The 17313-nt window shown below is 46.0% G+C and carries 16 protein-coding genes and 1 other RNA gene; 1 reads left to right on the forward strand and 16 read right to left on the reverse strand.

Annotated features, from left to right (window positions below; translation table 11 throughout):
- Positions 1–63 precede the first annotated feature (63 nt).
- The gene (locus OIU26_RS03550; protein WP_264215949.1) at positions 64–1539 is read right to left on the reverse strand and encodes a PLP-dependent aminotransferase family protein; all 1476 of its coding nucleotides are present in this window, start codon (positions 1537–1539) and stop codon (positions 64–66) included.
- A 116-nt stretch (positions 1540–1655) separates the two neighbouring features.
- On the opposite strand from OIU26_RS03550, the gene OIU26_RS03555 reads away from it, so the two are divergent.
- The gene (locus tag OIU26_RS03555) at positions 1656–2876 is read left to right on the forward strand and encodes a PLP-dependent aminotransferase family protein (protein ID WP_264215950.1); all 1221 of its coding nucleotides are present in this window, start codon (positions 1656–1658) and stop codon (positions 2874–2876) included.
- A 277-nt stretch (positions 2877–3153) separates the two neighbouring features.
- Here the strand turns inward: OIU26_RS03555 and rnpB are convergent.
- The 15 genes from rnpB to ybeY form a co-directional block, all read right to left on the reverse strand.
- An RNA gene (gene rnpB, locus OIU26_RS03560) (RNase P RNA component class A) lies at positions 3154–3552 on the reverse strand.
- A 79-nt stretch (positions 3553–3631) separates the two neighbouring features.
- On the reverse strand, positions 3632–4198 hold the full coding sequence (locus OIU26_RS03565) for a flavin reductase family protein (RefSeq protein WP_025677683.1): 567 nt from the start codon (positions 4196–4198) through the stop codon (positions 3632–3634).
- Positions 4199–4260: 62 nt separating this feature from the next.
- Positions 4261–5376: a Nif3-like dinuclear metal center hexameric protein gene (locus OIU26_RS03570; RefSeq protein WP_264215951.1), complete on the reverse strand. Its 1116-nt coding sequence runs from the start codon at positions 5374–5376 to the stop codon at positions 4261–4263.
- On the reverse strand, positions 5352–6113 hold the full coding sequence (locus tag OIU26_RS03575) for a tRNA (adenine(22)-N(1))-methyltransferase (RefSeq protein WP_264215952.1): 762 nt from the start codon (positions 6111–6113) through the stop codon (positions 5352–5354). The genes OIU26_RS03570 and OIU26_RS03575 overlap by 25 nt, the downstream gene beginning before the upstream one ends.
- A complete protein-coding gene (locus tag OIU26_RS03580) occupies positions 6110–6949 on the reverse strand; it encodes a hypothetical protein (protein WP_264215953.1) in 840 nt (279 codons plus the stop codon). The genes OIU26_RS03575 and OIU26_RS03580 overlap by 4 nt, the downstream gene beginning before the upstream one ends.
- Positions 6950–7036: 87 nt before the next feature.
- Entirely contained in the window at positions 7037–8170 is a 1134-nt protein-coding gene (gene rpoD, locus OIU26_RS03585; protein WP_007431230.1) for an RNA polymerase sigma factor RpoD, read from the reverse strand.
- A gap of 42 nt (positions 8171–8212) precedes the next feature.
- Positions 8213–10087, reverse strand: a complete 1875-nt coding sequence (gene dnaG / locus OIU26_RS03590) for a DNA primase (RefSeq protein ID WP_264215954.1) — start codon at positions 10085–10087, stop codon at positions 8213–8215.
- Complete coding sequence (locus tag OIU26_RS03595) at positions 10080–10556, reverse strand: YaiI/YqxD family protein (protein WP_264215955.1); 477 nt, start codon at positions 10554–10556, stop codon at positions 10080–10082. Before OIU26_RS03595 ends, dnaG begins: the two co-directional genes overlap by 8 nt.
- Before the next feature lie 122 nt (positions 10557–10678).
- Complete coding sequence (glyS, locus tag OIU26_RS03600) at positions 10679–12754, reverse strand: glycine--tRNA ligase subunit beta (RefSeq protein ID WP_264215956.1); 2076 nt, start codon at positions 12752–12754, stop codon at positions 10679–10681.
- Positions 12747–13634: a glycine--tRNA ligase subunit alpha gene (gene glyQ, locus OIU26_RS03605; protein ID WP_013372135.1), complete on the reverse strand. Its 888-nt coding sequence runs from the start codon at positions 13632–13634 to the stop codon at positions 12747–12749. Before glyQ ends, glyS begins: the two co-directional genes overlap by 8 nt.
- Positions 13635–14037: 403 nt before the next feature.
- Positions 14038–14790 carry a DNA repair protein RecO gene (recO, locus tag OIU26_RS03610; RefSeq protein WP_129549630.1) on the reverse strand — a complete coding sequence of 251 codons (753 nt, stop codon included), beginning with the start codon at positions 14788–14790 and terminating at the stop codon, positions 14038–14040.
- Between the two features lie 42 nt (positions 14791–14832).
- Positions 14833–14970 (reverse strand): YqzL family protein, encoded by a 138-nt coding sequence (locus tag OIU26_RS03615; RefSeq protein WP_013372137.1) that lies wholly within the window; start codon positions 14968–14970, stop codon positions 14833–14835.
- 514 nt (positions 14971–15484) lie between these two features.
- Positions 15485–16387 (reverse strand): GTPase Era, encoded by a 903-nt coding sequence (gene era / locus OIU26_RS03620; RefSeq protein ID WP_025679640.1) that lies wholly within the window; start codon positions 16385–16387, stop codon positions 15485–15487.
- Between the two features lie 45 nt (positions 16388–16432).
- Positions 16433–16807 (reverse strand): diacylglycerol kinase family protein, encoded by a 375-nt coding sequence (locus OIU26_RS03625; protein WP_016324558.1) that lies wholly within the window; start codon positions 16805–16807, stop codon positions 16433–16435.
- A complete protein-coding gene (ybeY, locus tag OIU26_RS03630) occupies positions 16807–17304 on the reverse strand; it encodes an rRNA maturation RNase YbeY (protein ID WP_013372141.1) in 498 nt (165 codons plus the stop codon). Before ybeY ends, OIU26_RS03625 begins: the two co-directional genes overlap by 1 nt.
- Positions 17305–17313 lie beyond the last annotated feature (9 nt).

Here is a 17313-nt window from a genome sequence, read left to right on the forward strand (position 1 = left end):
AGTACAGCATATTAAGGAGGCGTATGCTGTGCTTGGATGTTTAACCCCTAATACAATTATCCCTTATAAAATAGGCTTTCGTTCCACAATGACCGAATGATCAAGAATATCGCCCAACAAATTACATAGCTTGCGCAGACCTGATTTAAGTGTTTCCTTGTCCGTATACGAAAAAGAAATACGGATATGATTACTATCCATACCACCTGCATAGCACACCGCACCAGGCAAAAAGGAAATGCCTTCACGGTCAGCTACCCGCTCCAATTCTGGAATATCCACCATAGAGGGAAGTTTAATCCATACATTGAGACCACCTTCAGGAGCATACCAGGTAACTTCTGGCGGAGCATAGCGCTGGAGTGTATTCAATGCGACAGTTAGACGATCTCGAATTTGTTCTCGCAATGAAACAAAATGCTGGTCAAGTCGATTCCTGAGAAAAGGTAGCAGTGTTTTCTGCGTTAATAGAGGACTTCCTAAATCCGTAGTTGACTTGGCAGCCACCAAACGATCCATTACACTCCCAGTTGCCGCTACACAAGCTATGCGGCAACCAGGAGCAACGGTTTTGCTGAAACTTTTGATATAGACAACATGCCCGGACTGATCATGCGCCTTGATAGAGAGTGGGGGTTTAGTTTTGTAATACAGATCGGAAAATGGATCATCCTCAACAATGAGACAGTGATAACTTTGAGCCAGATCCAGTAATTGCATGCGTCTGGCCATCGTCAAAGTTACGCCGGTAGGATTATGAAAGGTAGGTATGGTATAGATCAATTTTGGGGGATGGGTATCACAGAGACGTGTCAAAATATCAATCCGCATACCCTCCTCGTCCATCGGAATCATAATTACTTTGGCACCACGACTAGTGAACACATCAATGGCCCCAGTATAGGTAGGAGCTTCCATGTAGACCACATCTCCCGGGCCAACAAACGTACGCGCCACCAGGTCAATCCCCTGTTGAGCTCCGCTGGTCACAAGCAGTTGCTCTGCCACTATAGGTATACCGCGTTCACTCAAGTGGTCTGCGAACACTTCTCTTAGTTCTAAATCACCTTCAAAAGTCCCATATGCAGCCATTACATCGGAATTTCCAGAGGATAAACGTTGAGTATCTGCGATGATTTCGCGCGTGGGAAGAAGCTCCGGCTGTATTGCCGCTATATGAAAAGAATAGGTAGCCTTTCGGCTATGGTTAAAGTTTCTCCATAACTGCGCGCGCGGCAAATAATCGATTAGCGACATCTGCCAAGACAAATCCTGCGTCCCCTCATGATAAATCGGTACTGAAGCTTCCGCCACATAGCAACCTTTTCCCTGTGTACACGTAACCAGATTCATGGACTCCAGCTCGGCATACGCCTTGCTTACAGTTACAGGACTCACCGCAAGCAGACTGGACAAATGACGGATAGAGGGAAGCTTGGTACCCTGAGGTAGTAGCCCTGACTGAATGCGATCCGCTAATGTTTTGGTAATCTGTAAATATAACTTGACACTGCTGTTGCGGCTGAGATCAATATGCATCGGAACCCTTCCCTCCAAAAATCAACTGTTACATTTAGACGTTTACTGTTATACTTCATTATCGATATAATACAACAAATTTCTTAGCACAGTATAGAACACAGGAGATGATTGGATTGGAATACAAATTTTCGGGTATGGCTCGTACTCAGGGCTCGTCCATGGTAAGGGACATTTTGAAGCTGACACAGGGAACAGATGTATTATCTCTCGCAGGTGGCCTTCCGGCCGATGCCTTCTTTCCCGTCGAAGCGGTTGCTAAAGCCTATGAGCGGGTATTCCGCCTCGGCGGTACTACCGCACTTCAATACGGCCTAACCGAGGGATACATTCCTCTACGGGAACGTCTGGCAGCAATCATGTCATCCCAAGGCATCTCCGTCACCAGAGATAACATCCTCATGACAACAGGCTCGCAGCAGACCATTGATCTAGTTTCACGTGTGTTGCTTGATCCGCAGGATACAGTATTGGTGGAGTCCCCTACTTATTTGGCAGCTCTTCAGGTATTCAATTCCTATGGCGCTAACATTGTAAGTGTAAATACAGACGCTAACGGTATGCAATTAGATGATCTTGAGGCCAAAATCAAACTGCATCAGCCAAAATTCGTGTATGTCATCCCTACCTTCTCCAACCCAGCAGGAAGTGTATGGAGTATGGAACGCAGAACAGGCGTTGTTGAGCTATGCCGTAAATACGGGACTTTGATTTTTGAAGACGATCCTTACGGACGGCTCAAATTTGATGAAAACCTTAACTTCCCATCCCTATTTTCTATTGATCAACAGCTAGGTGGCGACGGTCATGTAATGTACACTTCTACATTCTCTAAAACTGTCGCTCCAGGTGTTCGCTCTGGATGGTTGGTAGCCGATCAAGCCATCGTCGTTAAGACCGCAAATGCCAAACAATCTGCCGATCTGCACTCCAGCAGTATTGACCAGCGTGCTTTGAATGAGCTGTTGGACTTCTTTGATTTGGAGGGACATATACGTACCGTGTCCGCTGAGTATCACACTCGGATGTTGCGTCTTACATCGTTAATGAGAGAACGTCAATGGGAAGGAATCACTTGGAATGATGCACTTGGTGGCATGTTTATGTGGGTTACCTTACCTGAAGGCTTCCGTTCTGATCAGTTGCTGCAACTCGCGATTCAGGAAGGGGTCGCATTTGTCCCTGGACAAGTTTTCTATGCTGACCTGAGCGGCAGCAACCATATGCGAATCAACTTCACGCATACCGATCCAAGCCTGCTTCCAAAAGCAGTTGACCGATTGGATCGGGCGTTGAAGATGTATATGGAGGAAAATGTAGTAAGAAACGCGCGTTAATAGAGTGCTGATTGCAAGTCTCATCCTCGCACGTTTATACGACACAGGATTTGTAAGTCAAAAAAAACAGAATGAAGCCTCCAGCGCTATGCTGGGGGCTTCATTCTATAAATGTACGGATTTTGCGCAATCCGGCTGTACATTAAAAAGGGTGCTTCATCATTCCCACAGGAATATGACGCACCCTTTTTAATGCAATAAATACATTTGGATTAAAGATTTCTCATGCAAACAGGTCATTAATAAAATAGATTCATACATTTTAAGGTGTTGCAGTGGGGAAAGTTTTCCGTAAGCCGGGTTCTGTGCTATTCGTGGTACAGACGGGAACTACCCTCCCACTAAAAGCGACAATCATCTATCTAGGCCGAACATTGCTATCCAGCTCCAGCGACCAACCTAGACACGCCTCGGGCTAAGGCTGCTTCGCGAAGAAGCTGTGTCCCTTTAGGTCTTGCTCCAGATGGGGTTTACCAGGAACGAAGTCACCAGCGTTCCTCGGGGTCTCTTACACCTCGGTTCCATCCTTGCCTGTGCCGCAAGCGGCCATCGGCGGTCCATTTCTGTGGCACTATCCTTCAACTCGCGCTGACTGGACGTTATCCAGCATCCTGCCCTATGGAGCCCGGACTTTCCTCTCGTGGCTTATGCCACCAGCGATTGTCTGTCAAACTTTCCGAACAACATTACATAGTATACAGGGAACGCGTGCATGATACAACCCTGAAAATATTGTAAATTATAGAGTTCTCTCTTTACTTGCTCAAATAAAACGGATGTACCTTTCTCTGTAATGAATTATCTGCCACGTAATAAGCGGACCTTCCCACGTATAACGGAATTGAAAGCTTACTAAAATCAGGAACGTCCTCATCTAGGAATAGTTCATCATCCCGGTAGGTCTGCTGTATTTCACCGACGATCCAATCATGATCTCCATAGGTATGAATATCCACGACTTTACACTCATAAGCGAGATACGCTTCCAGCAATATAGGCACATCCACTGAAATTCCGTCCTCATATGCAATCCCAAACTGCTGAAATTTATCTACATCTTTACCACTAAAGGTACCTACAGCCTGAATCCATTCCGATCTGTGCGCAGGCAAAAACTGAACACCAAAGCCTCCGCTTTTCTTAATCAGTCCGTAAGAATACGTTTCCTTCCTCAATGAAATGCCATACATGCCCGGTGATGATCCGATATATGTATGCCAGCCTGAGGCCATGACATTATTTACTCCCTCATAGCGGGAAGTAACAACTGCAACCATCCCTGGATAGGCATGAATCACAGAATCGGCTATCAACTTTCGCATACAACCTCTCCCTACGAAAAAATGTAATAGTTCACCTTTATTTTCTCATAGATGTGAAGGTTTTACAAAAATTGAAATGGCTCAGTGTCCACTTCAGATACGTATACTTCCGTTGAGTATCGACCTTCTGCCAAGCGTCTGCGCATCCAATCTGCGGTTTTAGGCTTCATAATCTTTTCTGCGTTATGTCCAGGGTCAATAATAGCAATGCCTGCCATCAGGGCATCGTGAGCCGTGTGATAGTCGATATCCCCCGTCACTAATACGTCAGCGCCTTTAAAAAGCGACTTATTCACATAACGGCTGCCAGAGCCCCCAAGCACGGCTGCTTTTTTGATCATACGATCCAAGTCACCCACCACACGTACATGCTCAACGTTGAGACCTTTTTTCACAACATCTACAAACTCTCGTAACGTGCGGGCTTCCTTGAGCTTGCCTACTCGTCCCAAACCAAAGGTACGGCCTTTCAAATCCATAGGGTACAGGTCATAAGCCACCTCTTCATAAGGATGAGCCTTCAGCATCGCTTGGACAACTTTATTGCGTACACCCTGCGGTACAATGGTCTCAATGCGGACCTCTTCACTACGTTCCATTTTACCTGGCTCACCCAAAAACGGCTGTGTGCCTTCACCCGGTACAAAAGTTCCATAACCATCAATGTTAAAGCTGCAATGGCTGTAGTTGCCGATATGTCCAGCTCCCGCATTCAGTATGGCATCCAGTACACGTTGATGATGTGTTTTGGGTACGAAAACGACAAGCTTGAATAATTGCTCGGTGTGAACATCCTCCAACGTACCCTCACTTTGAATCCCCAGTGCTTCTGCCATCCAATCATTCATGCCGTCCTCAGCCGTATCCAGATTCGTATGACTGATGTAGACAGCAATATCATTCTTGATCAGCTTTTCATACAATCTGCCTGCAGGCTGGTCCGTGTTCAAAGCTTTTAGTGGGCGGAATATAATCGCATGATGCGCAATAATGAGATCAGCTTTTATGCGGATTGCTTCTTCAACAACCTCATCATTGACATCCAGGGCTACTAAAATGCTTTTTATTTCCTTTTGCAGACTACCCAGTTGAAGCCCAATTCTATCGTCTGGAACTGCCAAGTATTTCGGAGCCAATTGCTCCATGTAGCTAATTACTGTCTGTCCTTTGGCAAACATGCAAGTACCTCCTCCAGCTGTTCAATTTGCTTGCGCAATTGCTCCTGCTTATGCTGCGCAGATTCCTGATCTGACCGAGCCACTTGTGCCCGCACATCCTGAAGCTTGCGAATCTCCAATTGCCATTTCGAAAAAAAGATTTCATTTGGTGCTTTGACCAATAACGGTCCGAGTTGTATCAGCAAATCCTCTGTCAGTACCAGCGAACTACCAGGAAGTTCCCATGGCCGATACAGGTCATCCTGTTTCAGTGAACTTTCCGAAGCAGGTACTGCCGTCAGAACTTCATATATTTTACCATCTTCTTCCATGATATGTTCATTTGTTAATACCCATTGATGCTTGATTAGCCAGCGCCGTAAAATATCCTCGCCCACGTTGGGCTGTAAAACAAGCTGTTTCACTGAAACAAGCTTGTCTTTTCCTTGCTCCAAAATAGAAGCGATCAAGGCTCCGCCCATACCCGCTATCGTAATAACATCTACCTCATTGGCCTTGATTACAGCCAAGCCGTCCCCTTTTCTAACCGCAATGCGATCTGTAAGACCTGCTTCAGCCACCTGCTTTTGAGCCGCACGCAATGGTCCATCGTTGACCTCACCCGCTACAGCTTGCGATACTCTGCCGGAGCGCACTGCAGCCACAGGGAGTAGTCCGTGATCAGAGCCAATATCAGCCAGTCTGCTACCGGCAGGAATTTGTTCCAAAATATATTGTAATCGCTGAGAAAGTTTCATGACGTCACCCACGTAATCCATTTTTTTCGAGTCCAAAATAAAATTCCTACAACAAAAGCCAACTTCAATATGCTAAAAAAAATCACTTCCCCTGCTGCTTGATGGCGCAGGACGATCGTGTCTGCTTCCGCCATAAACACTAGGGTCAAGCCTATAGCAAAATAAACCAACGCGAAACGTGGAAAGCGGCGATGTACCCACCAGCTTAACCCAATCAACAATACTGCGTGTAAAATCCAAAATACCTCAAGCATCGCTAAAGTAGCTGTAGGCCAATAGCGGCCTATAAGGACCGCATACACTAAAAGCAGCCCAGCAAGACCACAGTAATGAAGCAAGCTGATGCGCAAAGTTAATCCCACAAGACACCATATCAAACCGCATAGACCCACCAGCACTAAAAACCAAACCTTAGCTTCACCTTGGTGAAGCTGAATGATCCAGACACCTGAACCCAGCATAATTGCACTGCCTAAAGTGCTCAACATTGCACTCATACTCTTTTCGGAAGACCGCCAAACCGCGGCCATCCCATAGCAAATCGCAGTAACTGCACTTGCCGAGCATATTTGCATTGCCAACGGAAAAGCGGTAAAATAAAAACCGATCAAACAAATGAAGGAAATAATGACAAAACCAAGAAGCCAGGCGATCCCATGCCCATGTCGAAGATATGTAAGCAGCCCGGTGTTGTTACGGTTCTGGCTTTGTGCCGGGTTTTCATCTTCCCGATACAGGTTGGACAGAAAATCGCAATATTGCTCAGGGAGCAGCCGACTTTGCCGCCAATGCTCAATTTCATGTAACAGTATTGTCCGTTTTTTCTCCTGGTCCAAGCTTCTTCCCCTCCACCAAGGCTGCCATGAGATAAAAAAAGACCTTCTGCGCGCTTCAAGCCGCAGAAGGTCCGCAATGTTACGCTTCTATTCGAGGAAATCCTTCAGTCGCTTACTGCGGCTTGGATGGCGCAACTTACGCAGCGCTTTGGCCTCAATCTGACGAATACGTTCACGTGTAACACCGAACACTTTACCCACTTCTTCAAGAGTTCTGGTTCTTCCGTCGTCCAAACCAAAACGGAGACGCAAAACATTCTCTTCCCGTTCGGTCAACGTATCCAGTACATCCTCGAGTTGTTCCTTCAGAAGCTCATAGGCTGCTGCATCTGCAGGCGCCAACGCTTCCTGATCCTCAATGAAATCCCCTAGATGTGAGTCATCCTCTTCACCAATTGGTGTTTCCAATGAAACCGGTTCTTGGGCAATTTTCATAATTTCCCGTACTTTTTCCACGCTTAGCTCCATCTCGGCAGCCACTTCTTCCGGCGTAGGTTCACGCCCCAGCTCTTGCAACAGTTGACGCGATACGCGAATCAGCTTGTTGATCGTTTCCACCATATGCACTGGAATACGGATCGTTCTTGCCTGATCGGCAATTGCGCGCGTAATCGCCTGACGAATCCACCAGGTTGCGTACGTACTGAATTTAAAGCCTTTTTCGTAATCAAATTTTTCTACTGCCTTAATCAAACCCATATTACCTTCTTGAATTAGATCCAGGAAAAGCATGCCGCGACCAACATAACGTTTGGCAATACTTACAACCAGACGCAAGTTTGCTTCAGCCAACCGACGCTTAGCTTCTTCATCACCGTTATTGATCCGTTTGGCAAGCTCCACCTCATCATCAGCAGAAAGCAGCGGTACACGACCAATTTCCTTCAAGTACATCCGGACCGGGTCATTAATTTTAATACCGGGAGGCAGGCTCAGATCGTCATCGAAATTAAAATCATCCCCGTCATTGTTTTCCGGGTCGTCATTTTGACGCAATCTGGTAACTTCTTCGTCGTTGTCATTCACAACCTCAATCCCCAAGTCACCCAGCTGCTCATAAAACTCATCCATTTGCTCGGGGTCCTGATCAAACGGCGACAGTTTTTCCATGATATCTTTGTAGTTCAGAGAGGAACTTTTTTTACCCAACTCAATCAGTTGATCTTTAACCTGATCCAGTGTTAATTCCGTCTCCAGTTCAGTATGCTGATCATTCGCCATCTTTCGACTCCCTCCTCCTAGAAACATCCGACCTCTGTGTGTTCATTGTCTCTCTAGGGCTATAATCTCGCTTGCAATTTGTGCTGCACGCAAAAAATCACCTGAGCGCTCAGCGGTTCTCATTTCTTCCCTCTTCAAATCCAGTTGCTCCTGCAATGGAAATTTTCGCACTTGACGAATATAATCATCCAAAATGTGCGGTGCCCATACGCCTGGAGCATCCATCATCATGATCGAACTTACGTTCTTCTCCAGTCGGTCGTCTTGCAAAGATGAAATAAAACGGCTTGTATCCGGTAACTTCCCTTGCGCGTAATAGGCATATAGATAAGCAGCAATTGCTGCATGATCCTCAATATTAAAGGCGTCCCCCAGATGCTTTTCTACATACTCTGCAGCTTCTAAATCCTGCATCATCCAGTGAAGCAGCCTGCGTTCAGCCACATGGTAAGCCGGCAACAGATTGGGCGTAGAGATCTGCCCTTTTTTATGCCTACCATTATTCCACCCATTTTCGTTATTATCCCCAAAGTTCTGTTTTTTTTGCAGGGATTGACGGAGTAAATTGCATTCCTGCTTTAAGGTTTCAAAATCCACCTTGACTTCGGCAGATACTTCGCGCAGATACACTTCCCGCTCAGTCGGGGATGACAGAGGTGCAATGACATTTAATGCTTCGCGGGAATACGCGATTCTTCCTTCTTCCTCTTGCAGTATATGGTTTTTTTTCAGATATATAAGCTTAAATTTCACCGTTGAAACAGCACTTTCGATAATTTGGCGCTGGAAACGTTCAGCGCCGTATTGCCGGATAAAATCATCCGGGTCCATACCATCGCTAACCAACGCTACTTTTACGTGAAGTCCCGCATTTTCCAACAGCGGAAAATTTTTAAGCGCTGCCGCTTGTCCTGCCCGGTCACCATCATAACAAATAATAACCTCGTCGCACAGTCCCTTTAACATCGTAGCATGATGCTCCGTTAGAGCAGTCCCCATGGCGGCCACTCCATTTTGTACGCCAGCTTCCCATGCCGAGATGACATCGCCATAGCCTTCAAAAAGAACACTTTGACGAAGCTTGCGAATTGAGATCTTAGCATGATGGAGATTGTACAGCGTTCGGCTTTTGTTAAATAGCTTGGTCTCCGGCGAGTTCAAATACTTCGGCTGCCCCTCGCCAAGTATACGGCCTGCAAAGGCAATAACTTTTCCGTTTCGATTCCAAATGGGAAACATGATACGATCTCTGAATCGATCTACATATCCATCACCCTCATGTCGGGGAGAAATGAGTCCTCCCTTTTCCATCTCGACAGGATCAAAAGAACGCTTCTCTAGAAACTGAACGATCGTATCCCATCGGTTGGGTGCATAGCCAATTTGGAATTGGTCAATGATCTTGTCACTGAATCCCCGTGAACGCAAATATTCCATGGCTGGTTTGCCGTGCTCCGTATTTTTAAGTAAAAAATGGTACATCTTAGAAGTTAGTTCATACGCTTGCAACAGCCTGTCCAACTCAGGATGCTGATGCGATGAATCACGTCCCTGCCATTCGCCGAGCGGAATATGACTTTCTTCTGCCATTGTCCTGACAGCTTCGGGAAAGGATAGTCCTTCGATTTCCATCATAAACTTGATGGCATTGCCTCCCGCGCCGCAGCCGTAGCAGTAAAAAATCTGACGATCCGGTGTCACGGTGAATGAAGGGGTTTTTTCGGAATGAAAAGGACAGAGGCCTTTCATATATTTCCCCTGCTTGGTCAAATGCACGTACTTGCTTACCGTATCTACAATATCATGATGTTGTAAAACTGACTCGATGATATCGTCCGGTATGTTACCTTGTCCGGCACTCATATTAACCACCTTCATCTCTTTAGCACGTAAATATAATTCGATACCGTTACTCATTCTCCTGCAAGCGAAGTAAAAGTTTTGTCAGTTTATGTTGAAAAACTTCACGATCCTCTAATGTAAACGGTTTAGGACCTTTTCCATAACGTCCTTTTTTCCGTTCTTTGGCAGAAGTGTGGCGTCGGTCAAGCATGAAGTCTATCGAATCGTTTCGATAAATCGTTCCGCGAAAAGACATCACTTCACAACCTTTTGCCAAGGCGAGTGCAGCAAGACCATAATCGTTGGTTGTTACAATATCTCCGCGGCGGATATGATTGGCAATATAGAGATCGGCACTCTGGTCGCTTCGGTCTACTTTAACAACGCTTACGCCTTTGCTACCCTGAATGAGATGATCATACGAAGATACCATAATAACGTCAATATGAAAACGGGAAGCTGTCTCTGCAATTTCACTTTTAACAGGACAAGCGTCCCCGTCAACAACGATCCGTACACCCGGGAAATTTCCAGACTCTCCCATGATCATCCCCCATCTCGTATCCGCATTCGAGTAAAATACGGAACGGCTGCAAGATCACTCTTACACCGTTCCGTATATTTATACCCATTTTTTCAAGTTGTTCATACTACCACAACCGACGTTTAAACTACAAGCTTGGAAAAATCAGCAAAACGCTTCAATTCTGAGTCAATAGCAGCCAGCAATGCCAAACGATTATTACGTACAGCATCATCCTCAGCCATAACCATAACGGAGTCAAAGAACGCCGTCACCGCAGGAGTAATGGATGAAGCAAGCGCCAATGCTTGTGTCGCATCACCTTCCTGTAAGGCTGTACAATAAGACTCATAGGCGCCATACCATGCTTCGTATAAGTTTTTCTCGCCCTGTTCCGTAAATTCACCCGTATTCACTGACTTGTGAACTGCTTTAGCAGCCAAATTACCTACGCGATTAAAAGACTCCACTGTTGCCTTGAAGACATCACCCGTTTGTACAGCAGTCATTAATGCAGCCCCGCGGTTAACCACAGAAGCAACATCGTCATATCCAGCTGAAAGCACAGCATCTACAACGTCATAACGAAGTGTCTCGGACAATAGTTTCTTCACGCGTAATCCGAAAAACTCATGTAATTCTTTACGTATTTCATCTGCGGAACGTTTCATATTTCCAAAGTTGCTGTGCACATCAAGCGCGATATTGAACACATCAGACAACGTAGCCGAAAGCTTACGATCCAACAGGATCTGCACGATACCTGCTGCCTGGCGACGAAGCGCGTAAGGGTCCTGTGAACCTGTCGGAATAATACCGATGGAGAAGCAGCCTGTAATGGTATCTATCTTGTCTGCGATACTTACAATCGCTCCAGCGTTCGTTGAAGGAACCGTTTCTCCTGCGAATCGCGGCTGGTAATGCTCAAACACCGCTCTTGCCACTTCTTCCTTCTCTCCAGCCTTACGGGCATAATCCTCGCCCATAACCCCTTGCAATTCCGGAAACTCATAGACCATTTGTGTTACAAGGTCAAATTTACAAATATCTGCTGCTCGGCTAACCGATTCCTGTGTATCTGGGGAAATACGTAGCTTCTCTGCCAGAGCATCAGCAATGCGGCGAATTCGACGCACTTTGTCTCCAACTGTTCCCAGCTCTTCGTGGAAAACGATACTTTCCAGCTTGGAGAGTGCATCCTTAATTTCCAGCTTCTGATCTTCTTCATAGAAGAATTTGGCATCAGACAACCGCGCGCGCAATACTTTTTCGTTTCCTTTTGCAATGACTTCCAGCGATTGACTGCCACCATTACGTACCGTAACAAAGTATGGCAGCAGCTTTCCTGTGCGATCCAGCACTGGGAAATAGCGTTGGTGTTCACGCATGGAAGTAATCAGTACATCCTTCGGAATGTTCAAGAACGCAGGGTCAAAGCCACCGAATAGTACTGTTGGAGTTTCCACCAAATACAGCACTTCTTCCAGCAAATCATCCTTGACCGCAATCGTCCAATCTTTTTCGGCTGCAAGTGCTTCAATCTGCTTCACAATAAGCGACTGACGTTCCTCAATGTCCACAATGACATGCTGCTTGCGAAGTACTTCGACATAGTCCGCTGGACTTTCTACAACGGCCTCCTGTCCAAGGAAGCGATGTCCTCTTGTCACATTCCCTGAGTGTACGCCAGCAATCTCCAAATTAACAATATCGCTACCAAACAAGGCTACCAACCAGCGGATTGGACGAACAAATTTAAAGTCATAACTTGCCCAGCGCATAAATTTAGGGAATGTCATGGCATGTAAAATGTGTAGTAACCCTTCGGACAGCACATCTGCCGTTGGTACACCTATGCTGCTCTTGGTCGCGTAAATATATTCCACGCCTCCAAGTTCTTTGAACGTGAACTGTTCAGGATCAACACCTTGGCTACGGGCAAAGCCTAGAGCAGCCTTACTCCAGTTACCGGCTTCATCAAGTGCGATTTTGCGGGAAGGTCCTTTAACTTCTTCGTTAATATCTTCCTGCTTCTCCGCTACTTCCTTAACAAGTACCGCCAAACGACGAGGTGTAGCATAAGCCTCTACAGCACTGTAAGCAATACGCGAGCTGTCCAGCCACGCCGTCATACGTTCCTTCAACTGCTGAATCGCATTCGGGATAAAACGTGCAGGCACTTCTTCCAGCCCGATCTCAAACAATAGATCCTTAGACATTTGCCGCACCTCCTTTCTTCAACAGCGGGAAGCCCAGCTTCTCGCGCTCCTCCAGATAGGTCGCAGCGACCTGGCGCGCCAAATTACGCACTCGTATAATAAAACCTGTCCGTTCCGTTACACTGATGGCTCCGCGAGCGTCCAGCAAGTTGAACGTGTGAGAGCATTTCAGCACATAATCATAGGCTGGAAATACAAGATGCTGCGCCATCGCTTTATTCGCCTCTTCTTCATACATATTAAAAAGAGTAAATAGCATTTTGACATCAGATACTTCGAACGTATATTTGGAATGCTCAAATTCTGGTTGGTGGAAAACATCACCGTACGAGATTCCATTAACCCATTCCAAATCAAACACATTTTCTTTGTCCTGGATGTAGGAAGCAAGACGCTCCATACCGTACGTAATTTCAACCGCAACCGGACTGGCATCAATACCGCCCACTTGCTGGAAGTACGTGAATTGGGTAATTTCCATACCGTCCAGCCATACTTCCCAACCTAATCCCCAGGCTCCCAGCGTCGGTGCTTCCCAGTTGTCTTCAACAAAACGAATATCATGCTCCAGTGGGTTAATGCCCAAACGGCTCAAACTCTCCAGATACAACTCCTGAATGTTATCAGGTGAAGGCTTCAAAACCACCTGAAACTGATGATGCTGATACAAGCGATTCGGGTTCTCACCATAACGTCCGTCAGACGGACGGCGAGAAGGCTCAACGTAAGCTACGTTCCACGGCTCAGGTCCAATTGAACGTAAATACGTCATCGGGTTCATCGTGCCTGCCCCTTTTTCCGTATCATAAGGCTGTACAATAATACAGTTGTGTTCAGACCAAAATTGTTGCAGCGTTAAAATCATCTGCTGAAAATTCATGGGCACACGCTTCCTTTCCAATTCCCTAAAATGTTGGTGATTTCTAATCCTTAAACTCATATGTACAGGGCCAATTTATTCCATAAGCCTTGCTAGAGACAGCAAAAAGCCCCCGCCTCTACGCCTGTACAGACGTAGGGACGAGAGCTAACTCCCGCGGTTCCACCCTACTTGATTGCGACCCTACATCACCAGTCAGATCGTAATCCTCTTTTCCGTGTCCATTCAGACGCTCCCGAGTGCCATGTTCACGAACAATTCCCGCCGGGCTTACACCATCCCCAACTCGCTAACTACAGAGAATACGTCTCGTTACTTTCTCGTTCAATGCATCTGCTCCCAAAGGAGATATATAGTAAGATATTACACGTTTTCAGTGATACAGTCAAGAGAACACCACATTTCACATGTCGTACTTGTCAAGCTGATCCAGGAAATTACGGGATTTCAGCTTGACCTCCAACTGCATATCCATGAACTGACGCATGACATGTTTGATCTCCAGCTTGGTGGAGTCCTTCACGTCGATATTGCCGAGTCGATTCAAATCTATTTGGGCGAACAAGCGCAGCAACTTCAATGTACGCGGAGCAACACTTAACGCAGCCGGATCAAAATGCTTGTAACCCCGACACAAAACCCCACCTAACCTCGGACTGATAAACATATCCTCATCAGCACATCGTTGACCGCTTGAAATACAAGCATCAAGCTGAGGTGCATATCCGGCCGCCTGCAATATTTTAAATTCATAAATACTCATGACGATCAGCGGATCTTTGCCACTCTCCAGTGCCTCCAAGCAGGCTTTAAGCTGCTTAAACCAAAATGCACCTGTTTCCTCATCCTGTAACACCCGATCGAGCAATTCACAAGCATAGGAAGCGTAAGCAGCCTTTGTAATATCCTCGCGCAGTGTATGGTGGGATTGGATAATTTCACCGGCATTCAACGTGCCTAAGCCAGTGTTGCGAAAAAAAACAAATTCACCGTACGTAAACGGCTGCGTTAAAGCGGCATGACGGCTTTTGGATTTTTTCGCGCCTCTGACTAGCACACCTACTTTGCCTCCGCTTTCGGTGCAAAGCGTAATAATTTTGTTCCCCTCACCGTAATCCATGCTGCGGATGACGATTCCTTCCATCCTGTAAAGCATGCTTCTTCCCCCAAACATTCGCGAAGAAGCCAGTGGTTCGTATTATTCACGGGCTTCTTCATGCTCGTCCGACTCTCCTTCATCCGTGTCTTGCTCCCTTGTCACGGCGCTCTCCCTGTATAACAGATACGCACCGACATCTCCAGTCATCGCAAAATACTTCCACGAAAAATCTCGCAATCGTATTCATCCTTTCTTAGGAAATGACGTCTGCATCTCAAAAATAGGATGATGCGAAGAGAGGGGAAGTATGCGATGAAATAAATGGATTACGTTGAAAAAGGCTACTGTGTACGGTCTGGACACCGCTTCGCAAATGATTTGATCTTACGATCGCTGTTACCCCTGAATTTATTTTATCCAATGAGAAAAGGAGTAAATTCAGGGGTAAAGGCGAACGCTGACGCTTCTTCAGATTCAAATCCTTCGCTCCGCTACAACGTGTCCGCAGTTATAATAACTCTTTTAAAAGCACTCCTTATTTCATCACTGGAAGAAAAGGGTAGGTATAGCGAGAAGTTAAGCGCCGCACAAGAGCGGCGCTTGGAATGACCGAAAGATTTAATTCATACGTCAGTGGTAGAGTCGGACGGCTTTTTTTATGATGCATACAACAATTATACATATTGATTGATATCAATTTTAGTCTGTATAAACCTTTGGACCAAAGTGATCGTAGATATGATATCTACTTTTAGGCGTCGCGATGGAAGCCCAAGTCACGAAGGACACGTTCCTGGTTACGCCAGTCTTTTTTGACCTTAACCCAAAGTTCCAGGAAAATTTTGGATCCTAGCAAGTTTTGGATATCTTGACGGGCTTGTTTGCCTACCTCTTTGAGCATGGCTCCCTGTTTGCCGATAATGATTCCCTTCTGGGAATCACGCTCTACAAAAATAACCGCCATAATATGCACTACACCATTATCCTGCACTTTCATGTCTTCAATCATAACCGCAATAGAATGGGGTACTTCCTCACGTGTCATGTGCAAAATCTTTTCCCGTACCAGCTCGGCAATAACAAACTGCTCTGGATGGTCGGTAATTTGGTCATCAGGGTAATATTGCGGACCTTCTGGCAAGTATTTTTGAACCTGATCCAACAGGGTATTTACATTATTACCCATTTTGGCCGAGATCGGTACAATTTCCGCAAAGTCATACAACTTGCGATACTGCTCAATTAGGGGCAACAACGCTTCCGGCTCTATACGGTCAATTTTATTCAATACCAATATAACTGGTGTTTTTACTTGTTTAAGCTGTTCCGCAATAAAACGGTCGCCTCCGCCTAAACCTTCAGCAGCATCAATAAGAAAAAGTACCGCCTCTACTTCACCCAACGTATTAAAAGCGGTCTGATTCATATAATCGCCTAGCTTTGACTGGCGCTTGTGAATCCCCGGTGTATCCAAAAATACAATTTGTGTGTCCTCTGTGGTATATACGCCGTGAATTTTATTCCGTGTCGTTTGGGGCTTGTCTGACATAATGGCAATCTTCTGCCCAATGACATGGTTCATCAATGTTGATTTTCCGACATTGGGTCTGCCAACAATTGCGACAAAGCCAGATTTAAAGTGTTTCTTAGCCATTTTATTTCCTCCAGCGCGATTAAGCACCTAATTTTTATTTTTTCATTAAAGCAGCTGACTCATTAACGTCAACAAGGGTCTATAAAATACAAATATGCCAATAATTACAGCAAAAACCGCTGCCAGGAGCACGGCTCCGGCGGCGGTGTCTTTAGCCGCTTTGGCCAGCGGATGAATATCAGGTGAGATTAGATCCACCGCTGCTTCAACAGCGGTGTTGATCAGTTCGGCTACAATGACTATGGCAATGGCCAAGCACACGAATAACCAGTCGAGCCGGGAGATGCGCAGAGTTAGACCTGCTACAATGACAAGAAGCGCCACAACCACATGTATCCGCATATTTACTTGCGTACGCAGGGCGTATATCACGCCTTCTGCAGCATAGCGAAAGGTCATTCTCCAAGGCTGACGTCTCATTACCGTGTCAACCCCACTTGAGCCAGCACAGCTTCCTGCTTACCCATCATTTCAGCCTCACTTGCATCGTCCTGATGATCATAACCTAACAGATGCAGAAAACCGTGGACAAACAAAAACCCGATTTCACGCTCAATTGAATGTCCATACTCTTCGCTTTGAGCTTGCGCTGTCTGTACAGAGATAATAATATCCCCCAGAACATCCGGTACATCATTTAATGGATTATCTTCCGTCGGTTCGTAGATAATTTCAAGCTCTTCATCCAGTGTTTCCTTCATAGCAAAAGACAACACATCAGTGGGACGATCAATACCGCGATAATCCCTGTTCAACTCATGAATTTGATCATCATTCACGAAAGTAAGGGCAACCTCACCGTCTGTAACCCCTTCCGCTTTGCCAGCCTGCTCTAATAAGGTGTTCAGCAGCGTGATCAACGATTCGTTAATTACCATATCGTTTTGTTCATTATTCCAAGCTAATTGAAGGCCCATGCCAACCGC

Origin of the sequence: Paenibacillus sp. BT-177, assembly GCF_025846815.2 — a bacterium.
GTDB classification, from domain to species: domain Bacteria; phylum Bacillota; class Bacilli; order Paenibacillales; family Paenibacillaceae; genus Paenibacillus; species Paenibacillus polymyxa_C.